The sequence below is a fragment of the Liquorilactobacillus satsumensis genome, assembly GCF_964065465.1.
GTDB lineage: Bacteria > Bacillota > Bacilli > Lactobacillales > Lactobacillaceae > Liquorilactobacillus > Liquorilactobacillus satsumensis.
Genome location: NZ_OZ061606.1, coordinates 2,140,465 through 2,164,040, shown reverse-complemented (window position 1 = coordinate 2,164,040; position 23,576 = coordinate 2,140,465). Strand labels below are relative to the sequence as shown.

General features: G+C 42.2%; 14 protein-coding genes, 18 tRNA genes, 3 rRNA genes, 1 riboswitch and 1 other annotated feature. Of the genes, 2 read left to right on the top strand and 33 right to left on the bottom strand.

Annotation, left to right across the window (positions count from 1 at the left end; genetic code table 11):
- Position 1: 1 nt before the first annotated feature.
- The 27 genes from AB3Y88_RS10085 to AB3Y88_RS09955 form a co-directional block, all read right to left on the bottom strand.
- Complete coding sequence (locus AB3Y88_RS10085; RefSeq protein WP_228888441.1) at positions 2-1,675, bottom strand: polysaccharide biosynthesis protein; 1,674 nt, start codon at positions 1,673-1,675, stop codon at positions 2-4.
- Between the two features lie 577 nt (positions 1,676-2,252).
- A complete protein-coding gene (locus AB3Y88_RS10080; protein WP_056961355.1) occupies positions 2,253-3,608 on the bottom strand; it encodes an amino acid permease in 1,356 nt (451 codons plus the stop codon).
- Between the two features lie 313 nt (positions 3,609-3,921).
- A complete protein-coding gene (gene leuS, locus AB3Y88_RS10075) occupies positions 3,922-6,336 on the bottom strand; it encodes a leucine--tRNA ligase (RefSeq protein WP_228888438.1) in 2,415 nt (804 codons plus the stop codon).
- A gap of 67 nt (positions 6,337-6,403) precedes the next feature.
- Positions 6,404-6,614: a binding site (T-box leader), on the bottom strand.
- Between the two features lie 58 nt (positions 6,615-6,672).
- Positions 6,673-7,860: a methionine adenosyltransferase gene (gene metK / locus AB3Y88_RS10070; protein ID WP_054758103.1), complete on the bottom strand. Its 1,188-nt coding sequence runs from the start codon at positions 7,858-7,860 to the stop codon at positions 6,673-6,675.
- A riboswitch (SMK box riboswitch) is annotated at positions 7,858-7,939 on the bottom strand. It overlaps the preceding gene by 3 nt.
- A 116-nt stretch (positions 7,940-8,055) precedes the next feature.
- Positions 8,056-8,129 (bottom strand) — tRNA-Asp (locus AB3Y88_RS10065).
- A 6-nt stretch (positions 8,130-8,135) separates the two neighbouring features.
- Positions 8,136-8,209: transfer RNA gene (locus tag AB3Y88_RS10060), tRNA-Met, on the bottom strand.
- Positions 8,210-8,221: 12 nt separating this feature from the next.
- Positions 8,222-8,293 (bottom strand) — tRNA-Glu (locus AB3Y88_RS10055).
- Positions 8,294-8,298: 5 nt separating this feature from the next.
- Positions 8,299-8,386: transfer RNA gene (locus AB3Y88_RS10050), tRNA-Ser, on the bottom strand.
- 16 nt (positions 8,387-8,402) lie between these two features.
- Positions 8,403-8,473 (bottom strand) — tRNA-Gly (locus AB3Y88_RS10045).
- A 12-nt stretch (positions 8,474-8,485) separates the two neighbouring features.
- A tRNA-Phe gene (locus AB3Y88_RS10040) sits at positions 8,486-8,558 on the bottom strand.
- A 33-nt stretch (positions 8,559-8,591) separates the two neighbouring features.
- A tRNA-Asp gene (locus AB3Y88_RS10035) sits at positions 8,592-8,665 on the bottom strand.
- Between the two features lie 4 nt (positions 8,666-8,669).
- Positions 8,670-8,743, bottom strand: a tRNA-Met gene (locus tag AB3Y88_RS10030).
- Between the two features lie 16 nt (positions 8,744-8,759).
- A tRNA-Ser gene (locus AB3Y88_RS10025) sits at positions 8,760-8,849 on the bottom strand.
- A gap of 41 nt (positions 8,850-8,890) precedes the next feature.
- Positions 8,891-8,964 (bottom strand) — tRNA-Ile (locus tag AB3Y88_RS10020).
- A 20-nt stretch (positions 8,965-8,984) separates the two neighbouring features.
- Positions 8,985-9,058: transfer RNA gene (locus AB3Y88_RS10015), tRNA-Met, on the bottom strand.
- A 30-nt stretch (positions 9,059-9,088) separates the two neighbouring features.
- Positions 9,089-9,162 (bottom strand) — tRNA-Pro (locus AB3Y88_RS10010).
- Between the two features lie 7 nt (positions 9,163-9,169).
- Positions 9,170-9,243 (bottom strand) — tRNA-Arg (locus AB3Y88_RS10005).
- Positions 9,244-9,258: 15 nt separating this feature from the next.
- A tRNA-Leu gene (locus AB3Y88_RS10000) sits at positions 9,259-9,344 on the bottom strand.
- A gap of 14 nt (positions 9,345-9,358) precedes the next feature.
- Positions 9,359-9,430: transfer RNA gene (locus AB3Y88_RS09995), tRNA-Gly, on the bottom strand.
- A gap of 7 nt (positions 9,431-9,437) precedes the next feature.
- Positions 9,438-9,513 (bottom strand) — tRNA-Thr (locus AB3Y88_RS09990).
- A 77-nt stretch (positions 9,514-9,590) separates the two neighbouring features.
- Positions 9,591-9,663: transfer RNA gene (locus tag AB3Y88_RS09985), tRNA-Lys, on the bottom strand.
- Between the two features lie 2 nt (positions 9,664-9,665).
- A tRNA-Val gene (locus tag AB3Y88_RS09980) sits at positions 9,666-9,738 on the bottom strand.
- Positions 9,739-9,744: 6 nt separating this feature from the next.
- Positions 9,745-9,861: ribosomal RNA gene (gene rrf / locus AB3Y88_RS09975) — 5S ribosomal RNA — on the bottom strand.
- Positions 9,862-9,945: 84 nt separating this feature from the next.
- Positions 9,946-12,863, bottom strand: a 23S ribosomal RNA gene (locus tag AB3Y88_RS09970).
- A gap of 205 nt (positions 12,864-13,068) precedes the next feature.
- A 16S ribosomal RNA gene (locus tag AB3Y88_RS09965) occupies positions 13,069-14,628 on the bottom strand.
- The 16S, 23S and 5S rRNA genes sit together here with 18 tRNA genes alongside, the layout of an rRNA operon.
- Before the next feature lie 326 nt (positions 14,629-14,954).
- Positions 14,955-15,341, bottom strand: a complete 387-nt coding sequence (locus AB3Y88_RS09960; RefSeq protein WP_054757927.1) for a CvfD/Ygs/GSP13 family RNA-binding post-transcriptional regulator — start codon at positions 15,339-15,341, stop codon at positions 14,955-14,957.
- Between the two features lie 29 nt (positions 15,342-15,370).
- Positions 15,371-15,952 (bottom strand): peptidylprolyl isomerase, encoded by a 582-nt coding sequence (locus AB3Y88_RS09955; protein WP_054757926.1) that lies wholly within the window; start codon positions 15,950-15,952, stop codon positions 15,371-15,373.
- A gap of 126 nt (positions 15,953-16,078) precedes the next feature.
- On the opposite strand from AB3Y88_RS09955, the gene AB3Y88_RS09950 reads away from it, so the two are divergent.
- Positions 16,079-17,083, top strand: coding sequence for an NAD(P)/FAD-dependent oxidoreductase (locus AB3Y88_RS09950; RefSeq protein ID WP_056959400.1), 1,005 nt, complete (start codon positions 16,079-16,081; stop codon positions 17,081-17,083).
- Between the two features lie 21 nt (positions 17,084-17,104).
- Complete coding sequence (locus AB3Y88_RS09945) at positions 17,105-17,764, top strand: VTT domain-containing protein (protein ID WP_056959402.1); 660 nt, start codon at positions 17,105-17,107, stop codon at positions 17,762-17,764.
- A gap of 157 nt (positions 17,765-17,921) precedes the next feature.
- Here the strand turns inward: AB3Y88_RS09945 and AB3Y88_RS09940 are convergent, their stop codons facing one another.
- The 6 genes from AB3Y88_RS09940 to AB3Y88_RS09915 form a co-directional block, all read right to left on the bottom strand.
- A complete protein-coding gene (locus AB3Y88_RS09940; protein WP_056959468.1) occupies positions 17,922-18,557 on the bottom strand; it encodes a TIGR01906 family membrane protein in 636 nt (211 codons plus the stop codon).
- The gene (locus AB3Y88_RS09935) at positions 18,550-19,329 is read right to left on the bottom strand and encodes a TIGR01457 family HAD-type hydrolase (RefSeq protein WP_228889426.1); all 780 of its coding nucleotides are present in this window, start codon (positions 19,327-19,329) and stop codon (positions 18,550-18,552) included. Before AB3Y88_RS09935 ends, AB3Y88_RS09940 begins: the two co-directional genes overlap by 8 nt.
- Positions 19,316-20,020, bottom strand: a complete 705-nt coding sequence (locus AB3Y88_RS09930; protein WP_228889423.1) for a YutD family protein — start codon at positions 20,018-20,020, stop codon at positions 19,316-19,318. Before AB3Y88_RS09930 ends, AB3Y88_RS09935 begins: the two co-directional genes overlap by 14 nt.
- 31 nt (positions 20,021-20,051) lie before the next feature.
- Positions 20,052-21,425 (bottom strand): bifunctional UDP-sugar hydrolase/5'-nucleotidase, encoded by a 1,374-nt coding sequence (locus AB3Y88_RS09925; protein ID WP_056959406.1) that lies wholly within the window; start codon positions 21,423-21,425, stop codon positions 20,052-20,054.
- Positions 21,426-21,446: 21 nt separating this feature from the next.
- Positions 21,447-22,049, bottom strand: coding sequence for a metallophosphoesterase (locus tag AB3Y88_RS09920; protein ID WP_056959408.1), 603 nt, complete (start codon positions 22,047-22,049; stop codon positions 21,447-21,449).
- Positions 22,050-22,209: 160 nt separating this feature from the next.
- Entirely contained in the window at positions 22,210-23,562 is a 1,353-nt protein-coding gene (locus tag AB3Y88_RS09915; protein ID WP_056959410.1) for an amino acid permease, read from the bottom strand.
- Positions 23,563-23,576: the final 14 nt, after the last annotated feature.

The window sequence follows — 23,576 nt, the reverse complement described above, 5'->3', positions numbered from 1 at the left end:
ATCACCTGATTCGAAGCAAGCTGCGCAGATGACCTGCCTTACTTCCTAAAATTTTATCTGCCAAACGGGTCTTCAAACATAGATAAACATAGCAAAAGCCACCCGTTCCAGCGCTAAGAATCAGCGCAAGAAGAGCCTGAACCCGATACTGCATATTTAAGAACAATCCACTAAGCTCTACTGTTCCAAGCGCCACGATAAAGGTCAGCAGCGAAAAGAGCAACAAGGCATCGAACCGTCTGGTAACACGCCGTAAATCAAGCTGATCAGAATAATAGAATCGCCGCAGCATCAACCAGTTAGAGACCATCATCCCGATGGCCGTCGCCATCAGTGGTCCAAACGGCTGGAAAATTGCAGTCAATGGCACCTGCACTATTATTTTGACAATCATGCCAATTGCAAAGTACTGGACTGCTTGTTTATTTTGGTAAACACCCTGAAGTAGCGAAGAAAGTACCATAAATAATCCAATCGGCAGTGCAACATATGAAGAAAAGCTCAACACATAGATTCCTGTCAAATCATACTGATAAAAAACAACATACAGCGGTTTGGCAACTGCCGCCATTCCAAGTGAACATGGCAACATTAGCAATAAGAAAAGCTCAATTGCATCATTGATTTGGGTAGAAATCTGCTCTTGATCCTTTTTCGTATAAGCTTCTGATAATAACGGAATTGCAGTCGCCGCCATCGCAGCAGCCAAAGAGATAGTTATCATAATCAGTTTGTTTGCATTCCCAGCAAAAATCGCGTAAAAATCATCAATCGCTTTAACACTGTAGTTTGTAAAAAACAGCATAATTTTTTTAAATGTAAATTGATCCAGTAAATTATACAAAGTTGTTGAGACCCCAATAATGATAAAGGGAATTGATTCGATTAACAGTGCTTTAATAACCTGTCCATCCGAGACAGAAAGTTGATTTGCACTTTGCCTTGCTAATTCTGCCAGCCGCTTTTTCTTTTTCAAATAAAAGAAACCTAAGAAAAGAAATCCTCCAAGTGCACCAACAAAAGCGGCAAAAGTTGAATGCACAACCCCTGTAACATAGCTGCCTCTAAAGACCTTCATAATTAAATAGGTCGCTGCAAGCATGTAGATAATCCGGGCAACCTGCTCTAGTAGCTGCGACATAGCTGACGGAAACATATCTTGATACCCCTGAAAGAACCCACGTGTCAAGCTCATCAATGGAATAATCGTTAACGCTACTGCAAGTGAACGATAGACGGGAACTACTTTCGGATCACCTTGAGAAAGCAGCGGTGCTACGATCCACATAATTAACGCGGCGCAAACTCCTACTCCCAGCATGAGAAGTACCAATTTTTTATATAAACGTTGTCCTAATGCATACTCATTTTCAGCATTGTAGTGAGCAACCTGCTTAGCAACAGCTGATGGAATTCCCGCAATCGAGATCATCAAAAAAACACTGTAAACAGTATAACCTTGTGTATACAGATAATTAGCCGCCAAATTATCCTTGCCAAACCATGCGTACCACGGAATGATATAAATAGCTCCCAAGATCCGGGAAAAAATACTTCCCATTGTCATCCAAGCGGAGCCACGTAACATCTTTTCTTTTGCCGATTGATCCTGTCTCACGGAATTGTTTTTAATTTCTGCCGTCATTTTTTTATCTTCCACTGACCTGCCTGCCATTTTTCTTCCTGCCTTTTTCATTAATCCAACTTTGTTAATTTTAAACTGTTTTTAAAGTGCATGCAATCACGCGCATTAAATTTACAACTTTTTAAGGAACAAAACCGAAAAAATGTGCATTATCTTTCACAAAAACTAAGAAAATGTTCCCTAAGGCGATAAAAAGTACGGACTAACACGAAATTACGAACAGCGTGCAGCCTTTACGCTGCCACTTCGACGTTAGACAAAGGATTTTGATCTATAAATTATCCGGAATAAACTAAGAGGGCTGTGACAAAGTTAACTTTTGTCACAGCCCCTCTTTTATTCTGGATAAACGTGTTCCATAAGTCAAAATTCTCCGTCTAACTTCGAATTACTCATAGCAAAGTACTCGCTATGTTCGTAATTTCGAGTTAGTACTCAAATTTTCCCGACTTATATCACACTCTCTTTTTTATTCCGGATAAACGTGTTCCATAAGTCAAAATTCTCCGTCTAACCTCGAATTACTCATAGCAAAGTACTCGCTATGTTCGTAATTTCGAGTTAGTACTCAAATTTTCCCGACTTATATCACACTCTCTTTGCCTAACTAAAGCTCTTCTTCACTCAATTTTTTGCGTGGCATAAAACTATACCCAAGTGCCAAGCACAAAAACCAGACTAGCGAAAAGATAACTGAAAGCAGTGTACTTGGATCTAAAGCCAACAAAACGAGCACCCCAAGGAAGAACAAAACTGTGATAATGCTTGAGAACGGATATAAGGGCATTGGGAAACTAGTTTGCTGATCCGTTAATGTAGCTTTATATTTAGCATGGCATACTACTAAAACGATCCAAACAAAAATAAAACTGATGGTTGCAACTCCTGAAATAATCTGAAAAACACTTTTTGGAATTACATAATTGAGTAAAACAATTACCAGTAGTACAGCCGACGAAAAATAAAGCGACTGCGCTGGGACACCCCGTTTGCTCGTTGTGGCATAAGCCTTTGGTGCTTTATTGCTGCGTGCCAATACATATAATGTTCTGCTGGTACTGAAAATTGCGCTGTTGCAAGCTGACAAAGCAGCGGTTAAAACTACAAAATTAATAACTCCAGCCGCCATCTTAACCCCAATCCCCGAGAAAACTTGGACAAAGGGACTTGAAGAGGTCACAATTTCATTCCACGGATAGATGCACATTACCACAAACATTGATCCGATGTAAAACAGTCCAATTCTAATCGGCAGACTATTAATTGCACGCGGTAAATCACGTTGCGGATTCTCAGTCTCACCAGACGTCAGACCGACCATCTCAATCCCGGTAAAGGCAAACATTACCATCGGAAAGGCTGCTAATAAACCATTCCAGCCCTTAGGGAAAAAGCCGCCATGCGCAAAGAGATTATCAAGCGACACTGTATTAGTTCCAATCTTGACTCTTAAAAGAATTAAGAAAATTCCAGTGACAATTAAAGCAATGATGGCTAAAACTTTGATACTGGCAAACCATGATTCAAGCTCACCATAGACACCCACACTGAAAAGATTAAATCCAAGCAGTGTGATAATAATGACTAATGGCACCAACCACTGTGGAATAAAGGGGAACCAATAACGTAGATAGATTCCGCTTGCAGTTAAATCTGCCATTGCCAAGCTTATCCAGCATAACCAATAGGTCCACCCAATCACAAATTCCCAACGATCTCCCAGATACTCGCGGACAAAATCAATAAACGAAGTCAATCGAGTATCAGAGAGTACCAACTCGCCGATCGCTCTCATCATGAAAAAACAAATTATTCCGGCAATCAGATATGCAAGAATTAGTGCAGGTCCTGCTTTTTGAATTGCGGTTCCTGAGCCTAAAAAAAGACCTGTCCCAATTGCACCACCAATCGCGATCATTTGAATATGGCGATGTGTGAGCGAGCGTTCCAGTTCATTTTTCATTTTAAAAAAGTCCTCCTGCTTTGATTAAAAACAATTTTTTTACGATACCTCTCAAGTATATAGATGTCTTAAAAGTATTGCAATCAAATTTTAATGATAATTTAAAAGAATTACTATACCCCCCACTAATAATTTCCAAAAAGGGGTACTGCTTGAAACAGAGGTAATTCATATCAGATAAAACAAAAAGAGAGTGGAACAAAAGAGATTTAAGTGGCTGCACCAACAGCAATAGCTGTTTGGAAAGTAAAGACAAAAAAAGAGTTCGCGACTTTTGTCCCAAACTCTTTTCACTTATTACACTTGGTTATTTTCACTTAACCACAATATTAACTAATTTATCCGGAACAGAAATAACTTTCACAATCGATTTAGCAGCAATTCCCTTTTTGACTTTTTCATCATTCAAGGCAATTTCTTGCAATTGCTCGCGGTCAGTTCCCTTTTGTACAACCAGATGCTGACGCACTTTACCATTAACTTGAACCACAACTTCAACATTATCTTCAACAAGCTTTTCCGGATCAAAACTTGGCCACGCCTCATAAGTAATTGTGCCCACATGCCCCAACTTGGTCCAAAGCTCCTCTGCAAGATGTGGAACTAGTGGTGAGAGCATTTTTACAAAGCCTTCAATATACTCTAAAGGCAATGAGTCTACTTTATAGGCTTCATTTACAAAAACCATCAATTGTGAAATAGCAGTATTAAAATGCAAAACTGCGAAATCTTCACTAACCTTTTTGACAGTCTGATTGTAGACACGTGTCAACTGACCGTCATTGATGGTGGTAATCCGATCACGTAATTCGTCATCTTCGTCAACGATTAAGCGCCATACACGATGAATAAACTTGTTTGCTCCATTTAGTCCATCTTCGCTCCAAGCAATTGATGCATCCAAAGGTCCCATAAACATCTCATACAGTCTTAATGTGTCTGCACCATACTGCTTAACAATGTCATCTGGATTAACAACATTGCCTTTTGATTTCGACATTTTTTCATGATTGTCGCCCAAAATCATTCCTTGATTGACCAATTTTTGGAAGGGTTCTTTCGTTGGAACAACACCAAGATCATAAAGAAATTTATGCCAGAAACGTGCATACAAAAGGTGCAACACTGCATGTTCTGCTCCGCCCACATACAAATCAACCGGCATCCAAGCTTTTAACTTATCCAAAGCAGCCAGCTTACCCTGATTATGCGGATCTACATAGCGCAAGAAATACCAGGAACTGCCTGCCCACTGTGGCATTGTGTTAGTCTCACGTTTGCCCTTTCTACCATTTTGATCAACCACATTAACCCAATCATCTAAGTTGGCTAACGGACTTTCACCGGTCCCGGATGGTTTGATATCTGTTGCTTTAGGCAAACGTAACGGCAACTGATCTTCAGGGACAAGTGTGGTTTCACCATCTTCCCAATGAATTACTGGAATTGGTTCACCCCAGTACCGCTGACGCGAAAACAACCAATCACGCAAGCGATAATTAACCTTTTCTTCTCCGGCTTGTCGCTCTTTGAGCCAGTCAATGATTCGTGCAATTGCATCTTCTTTATTCAAACCATCCAAAAAACCAGAATTGATATGCACACCATCACCTGTATAAGCAGCTTTTTGAATGTCTCCGCCTTCAATAACTGGAATAATTTTCAGCCCAAATTTCTTAGCAAAATCATAATCACGTTCATCATGCGCAGGGACAACCATGACTGCCCCCGTCCCATATGTTGCCAGCACATAATCAGCAATCCAAACTGGAACTTTTTCGCCATTTACAGGATTGATAACGTAACTTCCGGTAAAGACTCCTGTTTTATCTTTGGCTAAGTCAGTCCGTTCCAAATCTGATTTGTGTGACACTTTTTTAACATAAGCTTCAACGGCCTCTTTTTCCTCAGGGGTCGTCAACTCTTTAACAATCTCAAGTTCAGGAGCTAACACAAACGCAGTTGCCCCAAAAATAGTGTCGGGTCTAGTAGAAAAGACTTCAATCTCACGCTTTTCATTGCCTGCCACTTTAAATCTGATGCTGGCTCCAACTGAGCGTCCGATCCAGTTACGCTGTTGCTCTTTAATGTTTTCAGGCCAGTCAATATCATCAAGATCCTTCAACAAGCGATCAGCATATGCAGTAATTCGTAAAACCCATTGTCTCATAGGCTTTCGAATCACTGGGAACCCTCCCCGTTCAGTTTTCCCATCAATTACCTCTTCGTTAGCCACGACCGTTCCAAGGTCAGGGCTCCAATTCACTGGAACCTCGGCTTCGTACGCCAATCCTTTTTCATAAAGCTTTTCAAAAATCCACTGTGTCCATTTATAATAAGAAGGATCTGTAGTATTGATTTCACGATCCCAATCATATGACAACCCCAAAGATTTAATTTGGCGTCTGAAATTATTAATGTTTTGCTTGGTGAATTCTCGCGGAGAATGCCCTGTATTTAGTGCATATTGTTCAGCTGGCAAGCCAAAAGCATCCCACCCCATTGGATGCAGCACATTGAAGCCCTGCATTCTTTTCATACGTGCAATAATATCAGTCGCCGTATATCCTTCAGGGTGTCCAACATGGAGTCCTTGCCCTGATGGATAAGGAAACATATCCAGCGCATAATAATTAGACTTTTTTGGATCTTCTGTTGTTTTGAAAGTCTTATGCGTTTCCCAATAATGCTGCCACTTTTTTTCAATACTACTATGATCGTATCCCATCTTTTACCTTCAGTCTCCTCTCAAAATAAAAAAAGTCCTATATCGAGCCTGTTTTTTAAAAAGCTCCATATAGGACGAAAATACTCGCGGTACCACCTATTTTCCGGTACAAAAATACCGGCTCTCGATCTTGCTAACGGAAGGTTCCGTTCCTGTCTACTTAACGTTCAACAAAAAAACTCCGAGGTGAGTTCAAAAAAATAGCTACATGCGTTAACACCAACCACGCACTCTCTTGAGTAGTAATTTTCTTTACTTTTCCTCATCAACATTACATTATTATTGAAGATATACTAGCAAAAAAGGGTAAAAAAAGCAAGTCGCTAAAGACTTTTCTTATCCTAATTCAGCCTTTAATGCTGCAATTTTATCAGTTTTCTCCCATGGGAGATCTAAGTCTGTTCTTCCAAAATGCCCATAAGCTGCAGTTTGCTTATAGATTGGACGTTTTAAATCAAGCATCCGGATAATTCCAGCAGGGCGCAAGTCAAAAACTTTACGGATTGCCTTTACTAAGGCCTCATCGTTGACTGTTGAAGTCCCAAATGTGTTGACTGAAACAGAAACAGGTTGCGCAACCCCGATCGCATAAGCTAACTCGACTTCAATTTTTGAAGCGATCTTTGCAGCAACAATATTTTTGGCAATATAACGTGCAGCATAACTGGCAGAACGATCAACTTTAGTAGCATCCTTACCTGAAAATGCGCCACCACCATGATGAGCGTAACCACCGTATGTATCAACGATAATTTTGCGTCCCGTTAGTCCAGCATCTCCTTGAGGTCCGCCTATTACAAACCTTCCAGTTGGATTTACAAAATATTTTGTTTTATCATCCAAAAGCTGTGCGGGTATCACTGCTTTAATGACTTTTGCAATAACGTCTTGCCGAATTGTTTCAAGACTTGTGCCTTCATCGTGCTGCGTAGAAACAACTACGGTATCGATTCGAGCTGGTTTATCTTGCTCATCATACTCTACCGTAACTTGTGCTTTTGCGTCAGGTCCGAGATAGCTCAGAGTTTGATTCTTGCGCAATTCCGCAATTTTTCGCATCAATCTATGACTTAAAGCAATCGGTAGCGGCATCAGTTCAGGAGTTTCGTCAATCGCATAACCAAACATCATTCCCTGATCTCCAGCACCAATTTGATCTAATGCATCACCTTCACCTTGGCGCGTCTCTAGTGACTGATCAACGCCTTGGGCAATATCTGGTGATTGACCGTCAATTGCAGTTAATACAGCGCAATTATCACCATCAAAACCGTATTTGCCATCTGTATAGCCAATTCCCTTAATCGTCTCTCTGACGACTTTTTGAATATCAATATATGCCTTAGTTGAAATTTCACCAACAACTACGACTAGACCTGTGGTTACGGTAGTCTCGCATGCAACACGAGAGTCTGGATCCTCCTTTAGTAAAGCATCTAAGATTGCATCACTGATTTGATCAGCAATTTTATCTGGATGTCCTTCTGATACTGATTCGGACGTAAATAAATGTCTCTCTGACACGTTAATTCCCCCATTCAAAAATTTGGTTACAAGGCATCTTCACATGAATGAATCCTATCGGGAATGTGCTGTAACATTAACTATTCTATCACATCAGTATCTAAGATAAAATATCAACTCCACTTTAACCACATAAAATAAATTTTTAAGGACAATAAAAAAGATTAAGACAAAATGTCTTAATCTTTTTTTGAACGGTCCTAGACGGATTTGAACCGACGATCTCCTGCGTGACAGGCAGGCGTGTTAGACCCCTACACCATAGGACCATATAATTGCGGGAGAAGGATTTGAACCTACGACCTTCGGGTTATGAGCCCGACGAGCTACCAGACTGCTCCATCCCGCGATAATTAGAAAGTGACCCGTACGGGATTTGAACCCATGTTATCGCCGTGAAAGGGCAATGTCTTAACCACTTGACCAACGGGTCAAAAACGGAGAAGGAGGGATTTGAACCCTCGCGCCGCTTTCGCGACCTACACCCTTAGCAGGGGCGCCTCTTCAGCCACTTGAGTACTTCTCCATAAAAAATTAGGCTAAGCGGGTGACGAGAATCGAACTCGCGACAACAGCTTGGAAGGCTGTGGTTTTACCACTAAACTACACCCGCATAAAATGCATATGGCGCGGGACAGAATCGAACTGCCGACACATGGAGCTTCAATCCATTGCTCTACCGACTGAGCTACCGAGCCATTACAAACTATGTTAAATACTATTGGTACTAGCGGTCCTAGACGGATTTGAACCGACGATCTCCTGCGTGACAGGCAGGCGTGTTAGACCCCTACACCATAGGACCATAATTGCGGGAGAAGGATTTGAACCTACGACCTTCGGGTTATGAGCCCGACGAGCTACCAGACTGCTCCATCCCGCGATAATAAAAATGAAAAAGGAGGATGAGAGATTCGAACTCTCGCGTGGTTTTACCCACCTGACGGTTTTCAAGACCGTTCCCTTCAGCCAGACTTGGGTAATCCTCCATTATAAAAAGATCAATTATACTATCCACTTCAAAGTACAATGGACCTTGTAGGACTCGAACCTACGACCGGACGGTTATGAGCCGTCTGCTCTAACCAACTGAGCTAAAGGTCCAAGTTCTATCAAGTTGTATATCGCGGTGAAGGGGATCGAACCCCTGACCTCCCGGGTATGAACCGGACGCTCTAGCCAGCTGAGCTACGCCGCGATGTGTATCTTCAAGAGTATGTCTACTCTATCGGGAAGACAGGATTCGAACCTGCGACCCCCTGGTCCCAAACCAGGTGCTCTACCAAGCTGAGCTACTTCCCGATGATAATGCACCCAGTAGGAGTCGAACCTACAACCTTCTGATTCGTAGTCAGACACTCTATCCAATTGCGCTATGGGTGCATAATAATATAATTATGCCGAGGACCGGAATCGAACCGGTACGGTAATCACTTACCGCAGGATTTTAAGTCCTGTGCGTCTGCCAGTTCCGCCACCCCGGCAAATAATATTAACAAGCGGAAGACGGGATTCGAACCCGCGACCCCCACCATGGCAAGGTGATGTTCTACCACTGAACTACTTCCGCATAAAAATGGTGCCGACTAGACGATTCGAACGCCCGACCCTCTGATTACAAATCAGATGCTCTACCAACTGAGCTAAGTCGGCGAAACTCACAAACATAAACAACGACTTAATTATCTTATCATATATTACCATTAATGTCAATATCTAATTAACATTAATGAGTCGTGACAGGCTCGAACTGTCGACCCTCTGATTAAAAGTCAGATGCTCTACCGACTGAGCTAACGACTCGATGGAGGATACAGGGCTCGAACCTGTGACCCTCTGCTTGTAAGGCAGACGCTCTCCCAACTGAGCTAATCCTCCAACATCGCACGGCAACGACCTACCCTCGCAGGGGGCGATCCCCCAACTACTCTTGGCGCTAAGAAGCTTAACTTCTGTGTTCGAAATGGAAACAGGTGTATCCTTCCTGCCATCATCACCGCACTCTTTTTGAGAAAACCTTGTTCCCTCAAAACTAGCTAATATTTCTTCTGCTTTGCGTTAACTTCCAAAAACTCCGTTTTTCTTTTGGTTAAGTCCTCGACCGATTAGTTTTGGTCCGCTCCATACATCACTGTACTTCCACTTCCAACCTATCTACCTGATCTTCTCTCAGGGGTCTTACTTTCCGAAGAAATGGGAAATCTTATCTCGAGGTGAGTTTCGCACTTAGATGCTTTCAGCGTTTATCTCATCCACACGTAGCTACCCAGCGATGCTCCTGGCGGAACAACTGGTACACCAGCGGTGTGTCCATCCCGGTCCTCTCGTACTAAGGACAGATCCTCTCAAATTTCCTACGCCCGCGACGGATAGGGACCGAACTGTCTCACGACGTTCTGAACCCAGCTCGCGTACCGCTTTAATGGGCGAACAGCCCAACCCTTGGGACCGACTACAGCCCCAGGATGCGATGAGCCGACATCGAGGTGCCAAACCTCCCCGTCGATGTGGACTCTTGGGGGAGATAAGCCTGTTATCCCCAGGGTAGCTTTTATCCGTTGAGCGATGGCCCTTCCATGCGGAACCACCGGATCACTAAGCCCGACTTTCGTCCCTGCTCGACTTGTCTGTCTCGCAGTCAAGCTCCCTTGTGCCTTTACACTCTGCGAATGATTTCCAACCATTCTGAGGGAACCTTTGGGCGCCTCCGTTACCTTTTAGGAGGCGACCGCCCCAGTCAAACTGCCCACCTGACACTGTCTCCCGCCACGCTTAGTGGCGCGGGTTAGAGTGTTCATACAACGAGGGTAGTATCCCACCAATGCCTCTGTCGAAACTAGCGTCCCGACTTCTATGGCTCCTACCTATCCTGTACAAGTTGTACAAACACCCAATATCAAGCTACAGTAAAGCTCCATGGGGTCTTTCCGTCCTGTCGCGGGTAACCCGCATCTTCACGGGTATTATAATTTCACCGAGTCTCTCGTTGAGACAGTGCCCAGATCGTTACGCCTTTCGTGCGGGTCGGAACTTACCCGACAAGGAATTTCGCTACCTTAGGACCGTTATAGTTACGGCCGCCGTTTACTGGGGCTTCAATTCTGAGCTTCGCCGAAGCTAACCCATCCTCTTAACCTTCCAGCACCGGGCAGGCGTCAGCCCCTATACGTCATCTTACGATTTTGCAGAAACCTGTGTTTTTGATAAACAGTCGCCTGGGCCTATTCACTGCGGCTGAGCTTACGCTCAGCACCCCTTCTCCCGAAGTTACGGGGTCATTTTGCCGAGTTCCTTAACGAGAGTTCTCTCGCTCACCTGAGGATACTCTCCTCGACTACCTGTGTCGGTTTGCGGTACGGGTAGTTATACTCTTACTAGAAGCTTTTCTCGGCAGTGTGACATCAGAATCTTCGCTACTATAATTTCGCTCCCCGTCACAGCTTGTCCTCAGTTACAAGCATTTAACTCGTAACCAAACTTGCTGCTTGGGCACACATTTCCATCAGTGTGCATTCCTAGCCTCCTGCGTCCCTCCATCGTTCAAACAAATATAACTAGTACAGGAATCTCAACCTGTTATCCATCGCCTACGCCTTGCGGCCTCAGCTTAGGTCCCGACTAACCCTGGGAGGACGAGCCTTCCCCAGGAAACCTTAGTCATTCGGTGGACAGGATTCTCACCTGTCTTGCGCTACTCATACCGGCATTCTCACTTCTAAGCGCTCCACCAGTCCTTCCGGTCTGGCTTCTTCGCCCTTAGAACGCTCTCCTACCACGCAACCTCATGGTTGCATCCACAATTTCGGTAATATGTTTAGCCCCGGTACATTTTCGGCGCAGGGTCACTCGACTAGTGAGCTATTACGCACTCTTTAAATGGTGGCTGCTTCTGAGCCAACATCCTAGTTGTCTGTGCAACTCCACATCCTTTTCCACTTAACATATATTTAGGGACCTTAATTGGTGGTCTGGGCTGTTTCCCTTTCGACTACGGATCTTATCACTCGCAGTCTGACTCCCGGATAAAGATCAGTGGCATTCGGAGTTTATCTGAATTCAGTAACCCAAGACGGGCCCCTAGTTCAAACAGTGCTCTACCTCCACGATCCTAATTTCCGAGGCTAGCCCTAAAGCTATTTCGGAGAGAACCAGCTATCTCCAAGTTCGTTTGGAATTTCTCCGCTACCCACACCTCATCTCAGCATTTTTCAACATACATGAGTTCGGTCCTCCAGTGCGTTTTACCGCACCTTCAACCTGGACATGGGTAGGTCACCTGGTTTCGGGTCTATGTCTGCCTACTCAAACGCCCTCTTCAGACTCGCTTTCGCTACGGCTCCACCCTTGACGGCTTAACCTTGCAGACAAACATAACTCGCCGGTTCATTCTACAAAAGGCACGCTATCACCCGTTAACGGGCTCTAACTACTTGTAGGCACATGGTTTCAGGAACTGTTTCACTCCCCTTCCGGGGTGCTTTTCACCTTTCCCTCACGGTACTGGTTCACTATCGGTCACTAGGGAGTATTTAGCCTTGGGAGATGGTCCTCCCGGATTCCGACGGAATTTCACGTGTTCCGCCGTACTCAGGATCCTGAACTGAGAGTGGCCGCTTTTACCTACAGGGCTTTCACCTTCTCTGGCTGACCTTCCCAGGTCATGCGGTTAACGTCCACTTTGATAACTCAAATGTTCAGTCCTACAACCCCAGAAAGCAAGCTTTCTGGTTTGGGCTGTTCCCCGTTCGCTCGCCGCTACTGAGGGAATCGATTTTTCTTTCTCTTCCTGCAGGTACTTAGATGTTTCAGTTCCCTGCGTGTTCCTCTGACTGATCTATGAATTCGATCAGCAGTAATAGTTGATTAAAACTATTGGGTTGCCCCATTCGGAAATCTCCGGCTCATAGCTTACTTACAGCTCCCCGGAGCATATCGGCGTTAGTCCCGTCCTTCATCGGCTCCTAGTACCAAGGCATCCACCATGCGCCCTTAATAACTTAACCTAACTTTACCTGCGGTAAAGCGGCTATGAGTTTTACGTTAAAGAACTAAATCTTGTTTCAAAACTCGTTTAAAACGCGGTGTTCTCGGTTTGTTAATTTAAATCAGAAAAAATATTATCTAGTTTTCAAAGAACAAGTTTGAGAGTAAACCTCTCAAAACTAAACAAAGTTTCGACGAATGTGCAGTTTCCGTAATTATCCTTAGAAAGGAGGTGATCCAGCCGCAGGTTCTCCTACGGCTACCTTGTTACGACTTCACCCCAATCATCTGTCCCACCTTAGACGGCTGGCTCTAAAAGGTTACCGCACCGGCTTTGGGTGTTACAAACTCTCATGGTGTGACGGGCGGTGTGTACAAGGCCCGGGAACGTATTCACCGCGGCATGCTGATCCGCGATTACTAGCGATTCCGACTTCATGTAGGCGAGTTGCAGCCTACAATCCGAACTGAGAACGGTTTTAAGAGATTAGCTAAACCTCGCGGTCTTGCGACTCGTTGTACCGTCCATTGTAGCACGTGTGTAGCCCAGGTCATAAGGGGCATGATGATTTGACGTCATCCCCACCTTCCTCCGGTTTGTCACCGGCAGTCTCACTAGAGTGCCCAACTAAATGCTGGCAACTAGTAATAAGGGTTGCGCTCGTTGCGGGACTTAACCCAACATCTCACGACACGAGCTGACGACAACCATGCACCACCTGTCATTTTGTCCCCGAAGGGAACGCCTGATCTCTCAGGTTAGCAAAAGATGTCAAGACCTGGTAAGGTTCTTCGCGTTGCTTCGAATTAAACCACATGCTCCACCGCTTGTGCGGGCCCCCGTCAATTCCTTTGAGTTTCAACCTTGCGGTCGTACTCCCCAGGCGGAATGCTTAATGCGTTAGCTGCAGCACTGAAGGGCGGAAACCCTCCAACACTTAGCATTCATCGTTTACAGCGTGGACTACCAGGGTATCTAATCCTGTTTGCTACCCACGCTTTCGAACCTCAGCGTCAGTTACAGACCAGAGAGCCGCTTTCGCCACTGGTGTTCTTCCATATATCTACGCATTTCACCGCTACACATGGAGTTCCACTCTCCTCTTCTGCACTCAAGTCTCCCAGTTTCCAATGCACGACTTCGGTTAAGCCGAAGGCTTTCACATCAGACTTAAAAGACCGCCTGCGTTCCCTTTACGCCCAATAAATCCGGACAACGCTTGCCACCTACGTATTACCGCGGCTGCTGGCACGTAGTTAGCCGTGGCTTTCTGGTTAGATACCGTCACTGCATGAACAGTTACTCTCACACACGTTCTTCTCTAACAACAGAGTTTTACGATCCGAAAACCTTCTTCACTCACGCGGCGTTGCTCCATCAGACTTGCGTCCATTGTGGAAGATTCCCTACTGCTGCCTCCCGTAGGAGTTTGGGCCGTGTCTCAGTCCCAATGTGGCCGATCAACCTCTCAGTTCGGCTACGTATCACTGCCTTGGTAAGCCATTACCTTACCAACTAGCTAATACGCCGCGGGTCCATCCAAAAGTGATAGCCGAAACCATCTTTTAAACAAAAACCAGGCGGTTTTTGTTGTTATGCGGTATTAGCACCTGTTTCCAAGTGTTATCCCCCTCTTTTGGGCAGGTTACCCACGTGTTACTCACCCGTTCGCCACTCAGTTTCTTCGGTGAGTGCAAGCACTCGGTGAAGAAACTGCGTACGACTTGCATGTATTAGGCACGCCGCCAGCGTTCGTCCTGAGCCAGGATCAAACTCTCATTTTAAAAGTTTGTGACTCATTAATTTAATACTAGCGAAATTGACTTCGCAAATGTTTGCTCTTGCACTGCAAGAGCCCTACACATTTGATTTGTCGAAACTTTGTTCAGTTTTCAAAGGTCTACCTTGTCGCTTAACGCAACTACTATATGATAGTTGATCTAACGCCTTAAGTCAAGACTTTTTTTATTTAATAATTTGAAACGTAAAATTTATTGCATACTGCAAACTTAACTTTTACATCTCCAAAAAACACATAAAATAAATACGACCAACAAGAAATATATTACCAGCTAGATAGACCCAGGTCAAGAAAAATTTTAATTCAAATTCAAATATCTTTGTTAATGTCGGCTAAAGCAGTCCGCATCCAAGTGTCTAATCTGTCTGCAATAGGCGTAAAACCTTCTGTGACTTTCCGATTAGTCCAATAGTGCTTATGTTCACACCGAACAAACGGTTCTGGTTGATGTACAAAATCTCTTTCTAAGCATCTCACTGATAAACTGATCTTCTTTGTATATTCATCAATGTCAATTATCATGACCTTAACCTTTTGACCAGTCTTTAAATACTTATGGATATCGGTTACAAACCCATGGCGACACTCAGAGATATGGATCAAACCTTGTGTGTGATCATCTAAGGAAACAAAAGCACCATACGGTTGGATTCCCGTAACTTTTCCAGAAACCACCATTCCAATTTTATATTCCATCGTAAATTCCTTCGCTTCTCAGCTATGGATCATACCTCCTCAAAGACTGCTTCTTTAATTAAAACATCCTCAAGTGGTCGATCAGCATTCGTTTTAACTTTAGCAATTTCATCGACAACCTCTAATCCTGCACGGACTTGGCCAAATACTGTATGTCTGTGATCCAGCCAAGGCGTTCCTCCCTTTTGGTATGCAGTTATTATTTCATCGGGGTACCCGGCTTGCTTCATTTGCTGAAGCATCTGCTGTGGTAAATTTTGACTCTGAACAATGAAAAATTGACTACCATTTGTATTAGGACCGGCATTAGCCATTGAAAGTGCCCCTCTCAGATTAAAGAGTTGCGCGGAAAACTCATCAGGAAACGCTTTTCCCCAAATACTTTCGCCACCACTACCAGTCCCTGTGGGATCGCCACCTTGAATCATAAAATCAGGAATTACTCGATGGAAAATTTGACCATTATAATACCCTTGCTTTACTAAGCTGCTAAAGTTTTCAACTGTCTTTGGTGCGAGTTTAGGAAAAAGTTCAAGTTTGATCTCTCCATGATTAGTCTTTAAAACGACCACTGGATTTTCTGGATTTTGATCTAATTGCGGATAATTCATAACAACATCTCCTTTATATTTGCACTTTTAATTCTACATAATTGTTGAAGAATTTTCCAACATATTTATTTTGAAGCTTAATTATGCTAACCTATCCTAGTGTACACAAGTGAAAGGAGCTTCACAATGTCAAATGAAGACTACTATGATATTACTGTAGTGGGAGGTGGGCCAGTTGGATTATTTGCGGCTACCTATGCGTGCATGCGCCAAGCAAAAACCCAGATTATTGAAAGTTTAGACAAGCTTGGAGGTCAGGTAACTAACCTTTTTCCTGCTAAAAAGATTTATGATATCCCTGCGTTTAGCTCAATCAAAGGCAACGCTTTAATAAATGAATTAGTACAGCAAGTTCAACAGTTTGCACCACAGATCTTTTTAAACGAAAAGGTCCAAGAAATTTCCAAAACAGCTAGCGGTTTTAAATTAGTCACTAATTTAAGAACGACGTATTCCCGAACAATTATTATTGCAACAGGTGTTGGCGCTTTTCAACCACGTAAACTAGCACTTCCCAATGCAAACAGCTTTGAAAATCAGCAATTACTCTATTCTATTTCAGATCCTCAAAAATTTGCTAACAAAGATGTTATGATTGCAGGCGGAGGGGATTCAGCCGTCGACTGGGCACTTGAACTTGCACCCTTTGCCAAAACACTGCACATTGTCCATCGCAGATCAAAGTTTCGTGCCTTGGAAGCAAACGTGGCCAGATTACACGAAACCCAGACCATCTTTGATACACCTTATTTGATCACTGACCTTCAAAAAGGCGCAGATACTAAAATTAAGGTGACCTTAAAAAAGGTTAAGGAAGACAGTACCACTCAATTACGGGCCGATTACTTACTAGTAAACTACGGTTTTGTGACTGATACCAAAATTTTGCAGGACTGGAACCTAGAGACCCAGCATAATTTATTGCAGGTTTCACCCAACATGCAAACATCTACTCCCGGAATCTATGCAGCAGGCGACATCATCGACTATGCTGGAAGAGTTAACTTGATCGCAACTGGCTTTGGTGAAGCACCGATTGCCGTTAATAGTGCAATGCACTATCTTAATCCTGATCTGCGGCAACCGGCTCACAGTACACAATTAATTAAAAAGTTCCCTAAAATCAAATAACAGCACATAAAGGAGAATGTTATGAGTTTTCTGATTGATTTTGTTCTACATGTTGATAATCATCTGGTTTCTTTAGTAAATACATTTGGAGATTGGACTTACCTTTTCCTATTCTTGATCATCTTTGTCGAAACTGGAGCGGTTATTCTCCCTTTTCTTCCTGGCGACTCATTACTATTTGCAGCCTGCGCCTTGGCAGCAAACTCTCAGTATCATCTCAATATCTGGATTTTTGCTTTTCTCTTCCTCCTAGCCCCACTCTTAGGTGATTCCCTTAACTTCATGATTGGCAAAAGAGTTGGTAAAACAATCAAACCAGACTCATTTTTGGGAAGATTTATTAAAGAAGAGGACCTCGAAAAAACAAGAGCATTTTTTGAAAAACATGGTGGGATGGCCATTTCACTGGCACGTTTCATGCCGATCATCAGAACAATGTCGCCTTTTGTGGCTGGTAGCAGTGGGATGCCCTTTCGTCACTTTTTCCGCTATTGCTTAATTGGAGCAGTTGCTTGGATGACGCTTTGCTGCGGTGCAGGTTACTTTTTTGGAAACTTTCCAATTGTCAAACAGCATTTCTCATTAGTGGTCATTGGAATTATTCTAGTTTCTTTAATTCCAGCACTGATTGGAGTACTGCATAAATTCATCAAGGGTAACAAACAACCTGATAAAGACTAACAAAATTCTAATCACTAAAAAACTCCAGCCAGAAAAACTGATTTTACTCAGCTTTTTGACTGGAGTTTTTATTAGTTTAACTCCCAATTATATTTCCATTCCTGCACATCCATTAAACTCACTGCAAAATAGCTTAAAGCTAATTCAAGGACTGCTTTTACCGATTTTTACGAAGACTTTGCTTTCCCCAAAAAATCCCTAATACCAAAAAAATAATTAAAAGAGTAAAGAACAGACCAAAACAAGCTAGAAAAAAGGTATCCGGCAACACATTAATAATGGGGTCTAACTTGGGATCAAATACCCAATCGTTATTTCTAAACAACAGTTCGTGGAAGTAAATAAAAAAATTATTGAAATTAAGGAGCATCATTCCAGTTAATCCGATAACACCCAAAATAAAAAACTGAAACGGGACTATGAGGCGCCATTGTTGTCCTAAACGCCTTAATTTCCTAAAGAAAAAGAAACTAAGCGGCGCAGAACACAAAAGAATCAGATAATTGAACATAAATAAATTCTTAACATCGTAAAAATGCTGCAACCCATTATAGGACATTTGAAAAGCTGAGTGCAGTTCACTTATCCACGGATAATTTAAGAAATCTAAAACGCGCTGATACTCATGGAGTAGCTTAACATCAGACATTCCTGCGCGTTGGCCTAAATGCATTTGCACTACAAAAAGATGATATAAAGGAACAAAATTAACAGTGATGGCGATACTAAATGAAATCAAAAAAAGGAACACACACACTAGCTGCAAAGCCCATTGCAACCGTTCTTTATTCATCTTTAAATTTCCAATCAGCAAGCGAATCAATTTCATAAGTTGGTGCAACCTTTTTTTGTGCAACCTGCGCTTTGGTTGAAACACCTGTATAAACTAGTAGTGTATCTAAACCACAGTTAATCCCTGCGCTAATGTCAGTCATATAATTATCGCCCACCATGATTACATCTTCCTTGGCAAGTCCAATTCTTTGCAAGGCTTTATTCATGATAATCGGCTCTGGTTTGCCAATATATGTAGCTTTTTGCTGTGTTGCACGCTCAACTAATGCAATTAAGGAACCCGCACCTGGAACCAGTCCGCGCTCATTTGGCAAATTTGTATCTGCATTCGTCCCAATGAACTTTGCACCCCGTTTAATGGCAAGTGTTGCCTTTTCGAATTTTCGATAAGTGACATCATAATCCAGCCCAACTACCACATAATCTGGAGTTTCATCCGCAAAAGAAAAGCCACGTTCCAACAACGCGTTTTTTAGACCCAGTTCTCCAATAGCGTAAACACTTCTTTTCTTGGGATCAAGCTCAGCAAGATAATCTGCAGTGGCAATTGCTGTCGTGTATACATTACTTGGCAAGACATGAATGTCAAAATTATCTGCTAAGTTAGCAACCACATCCTCTGGTGACTTAGTACTGTTGTTTGTCACGAATAAAAATTCTCTTTTTCTTGCTTGTAGTTGCTCAATAAATCGCTTAGCAGCTGGAATTTTCATTTTCCCGCGATAGATTGTTCCATCTAAATCAATCAAATATCCTTTATACTTTTTCATTTTGTTTTCCTTTTCTCTGATAATCTTTTTTTACTTGGGTTTTACCCTTTTGTCTAATCGTAAAATGACGTTTGTTGGAACTTTTTTGCGTAACTACTCCAACTTCATTCGGTTCCTTTGCAGCAACACGCTTATGAATCTCAAATTTTTTCTCTACTGTTTCAACGCGTGGATTGCGGTGCTTTTTAGATTTGTTTTGTTTGTTCGGTTTATTAGGCCGCTTTGTCTTAGCTTGTTTGCCTTCAATCGCTTTTTTGTTCTTAGAATGTTTAGTTGCAGCTCCCCCACGCTTCTTTCGCCGCGACTTAGCAGGTTTAACTACTGCAAGATTTTGCAATATAAAGTATGCACATCCAAAATTACAATATTCATACAAGTAATCATCTAAATGATCAATTCTTTGAGACGGGAGCCCTCTTTCAGACTCTTTAGCGTAAAAGCCATGCAATCTCAATTGATCATAGCCCCAATCACCAACAATATAATCATATTTAGTTAAAATCTGACTAAAGCGCTGCTCCAGCCGTTCAATCTGAAAAGCATTTTTAAAATCTTTCACAAGCACATACGGGTGTCCATCAATTGTTAATTCTGTCTTGCTTTGCATTTTTATATCACTTGCATAGGCCTTGAGTGTTTCCGCTTTTTTTGCAAGTTGAGCTTCGCGCCGCTCTTTTTTTTCGCTGTCCATCGTTCACACTCCTTTAAACTGTCAGCATTAATTATACAGGATATTTAGCCGCAAAGTAATCCCCAACTATATCACGTAAAAACCGATCACCCAGATAGTGCGGATGCCCCGCAATCTCTAAAGATGGGAAGAAAGGGCAATAGATAAAATTATCCACCGTGGCAATCTGATAGTCCTGCCCAGGATCTATAATCTGATGATGCCACGTCACACTTTTCGTAAAAGAATCGTATTCGATTCCATCGTACATAATCTCTCCAAAAACCTTACCACGAAATCCGTTTCCTTTGACATGTGCATTGCGGAGATGATTGCGGTTTTTCTCCATCTCTCGAATCAAACGCCACAAATTATATCCGTTCAGGCGGACATTCACGACCCTCATTGGATGCGGTAAAATGCTGTGCAGATGTTCTCTAGTCAATTTTCCTTGATGCAGATCACCCAAAAAAAGCCCTCCATTTAAAATGGCTGCTTGTGTATTAGTAACCTGTTCAAGTGCCTTTAAACTGATTTCCATTAACGGTGATTTTCCAACCCACGAACCCGGAAAATCATGGGGCAAGTTGGCAACAGTCCGTTTACTTAAAAGTTCTGCTCCTCTTTTTTGGTAATTTTCAATCTCTGCCAAATCACCTTGAACTTCTGGTAAAAATTCCGTCTTTTGAACCGCTGCTTTACAAGTTGTTATTTTACCTTCATCAAGTGTCAGAGTAACCTTTCCAACATAGTTTCCCCACTTTCCTGCCGCACAAAGCATTGTTTTTCTAACTTGCTCTCCATGCTCTAACAGGTGATGTGTGTGGCTACCTAAAATTATGTCCAATTCAGGATATTTTTTCGCTAGTGCACGATCAGTATCGATTCCTAAATGCGATAACAGTAATAAAACATCCACTTTGGGTCTTAATTGCTTTATCAACTCAGGCAAGACCTGATCGATGGGAAGCGCTCGCCAGTTATTCATGGCATAAGTTGCTGAAAAAGGAGCCGTACATGCTAAAATACCAATTCTTGTCCCTTTTGTCGTAGTAATGATTTTTTCTTTTTGAACCCAAGAAGGCCGTTCACCAGTTTTTTCATCAAAAATGTTATCAAGCACCACTGTAAAATTTGCATGCCGATACAATTGTGTGAGCTGTGCATGTGAATTGCCAATTCCCTCATTATTACCAATTGTAACTGCATCATACCCAACCTTATTCATTAGAGCAATATTAATCTGGCCATCCGTTGCTTCACTCAGAGGATGCACTCGATCCATTGCATCGCCTAAATCAAATGTTAAAACCGCTCCATTATTTTCTTTATGCTTTTCATGCAGCAAATAGCGCCTGATTTTAGGCCAATTTTCTAAGTGCGAATGCAAATCATTCGTATGCAAGAGCGTAATTGTTTCATGCATCGTTATCCTTACCTCCTAAAATCATCTTTTTTGAAAATCTTTTTTCTTACCTGCAACCATGGTTACAATCTCGTTACTACTTATGGGTGTCCCAAAAGGTCTTTTGGCAATCAGGTAGGCAAGTTCAGGAGAATCAACCCCAACGTTAATATTAGCAGCTGAATTCACACTGTAATGGTGGACATGTCCATGCAGATTAATACTGTTTTTAGAAATTCCCAGCATAAGCGGGTAATGTGTTAAGAAAAATTGAAAATGATCAAATTTTAAAATACAACCAACATCATGAAAAACAAATTTAGGCAATTGATCAGAAAGCAGATAATTATTTTTGCTGAGATATTTAAAAAATGCACGTGTATCATGGTTACCCTTAATCAAAACTAAATGACCATGCAACTGCTGCAAGATTGTAAACATCTTTGCATATTCTGCTTTGCTTGAACGTAAAAAAGCAATATCACCAAGATGATAAACTGTATCATTTTCGGAGACTATCCGATTCCAATTGTCCATTATTGTTTGATTCATTTCCGCAACAGTCAAAAAATTCCGTTGTGCAAAGTGTAGATCCTGCTTTAAGTTGTGATCAAAAAAATGCGTATCCGCAGTGAAAAACTTCATCGGCAAGAGCTCCTCATTAAATAGTCAGTTTTATCTTACAACTTATTGCTGTTTAAAAAAAGAAACGCCTAATTTTTAAAAGCTGCTGCCATTCAATGGTCTACCTCTCAGCTCTTTTACTGTACTACAAATTAGCATTTCTTTTCAGAATATTTAATTTTTAAATGTTGAATTTAAAGTGTTTCCCTAACCACAAAACCAGCAACCATACAACTGCAACTGCTAAAGCCCAGATAGACGTGCTGTCTAAGAGCATACTCCCAGCTACAAGAACTAAAAAGGCAAGGACTACGTAATCACTCCAAGGATATAAAGGAGCCTTAAACTGTTGTCCGCTCTTTTCAAAATCAATTTTGCGATATCGCAGATGTGCCAACACGATCATCCCCCAAATAAACAAGAAACAGGTAGTTGCCACACTCGATATAAACGTAAACAACGCAGTATTTGAAAACACAAAATTAGCTAGCACAGCAATACCAATCGCAATTGCAGAAAAAATCAACCCGTTGGCTGGAACCTGCCTATGAGAAAGTTTGCTCATCTTAGAAGCAAACTTCCCATTCTTTTTATAGTTAAGTGAAAAGATCATTCTCCCAGTACTAAACAAAGAGCTGTTACAAGCTGAAGCCGCCGCGGTAAGCACCACAAAATTAATTATTCCAGCTGCAGCCGTAACTCCGATTCCTTGAAAAACTTGTACAAAGGGACTTTGATCTTCAACGATCTTATCCCAGGGATAAATACACATTAAAGCCACCAACGAACCTACATAAAATAAAATAACTCGCACTGGAATTTCATTAATAGCCTTTGGAATAACTTGTTTGGGATTTTCAGTTTCTGACGCAGTTACCCCGATCAACTCGATTCCAATAAAACCAAAGGTTACCATCTGGAAAGAAGAAAAGAATCCTCGTGCACCAGTTGGAAAAAGTCCTCCAAACGAGAAAAGATTCTCTAAACTAGCATGCCCTGTTGGGGTTTTAAACCTAACCAGTACCAGTACTATTCCGGTGACTATCAAAACGACAATCGCTACTACTTTAATTAAAGCAAACCAAAATTCTGCTTCCCCGAAGAGACCAACCGTGATCAAGTTCATCGTTAACAGCACTACTAGAATTATAAATCCTGGAAGCCACTGGGGCACATTTGGAAACCAATACTTAATATAAAGTCCCGAAGCAGTCACATCTGCCATTGCAATCGTGACCCAACATATCCAATACGTCCATCCGGTAACAAACCCCATTTCTTCACCCAAATATTTGGCAATAAAATCAATGAATGAATGTGAGTTTAAATCAGAAAGTAAAAGTTCACCTAAAGAGCGCATTAATAAGAAACAAATAATTCCTGTAATCAGATAGGCAAATATAATTGATGGACCGGCTAAATGAATTGTTTTACCTGCTCCTAAAAAAAGCCCAGTCCCGATTGTCCCTCCCAGTGCAATTAGCTGAACATGACGACTTTTCAAACTACGTGAAAATTGGTGCTCTTTCTTCATTATAAAATTCAAAA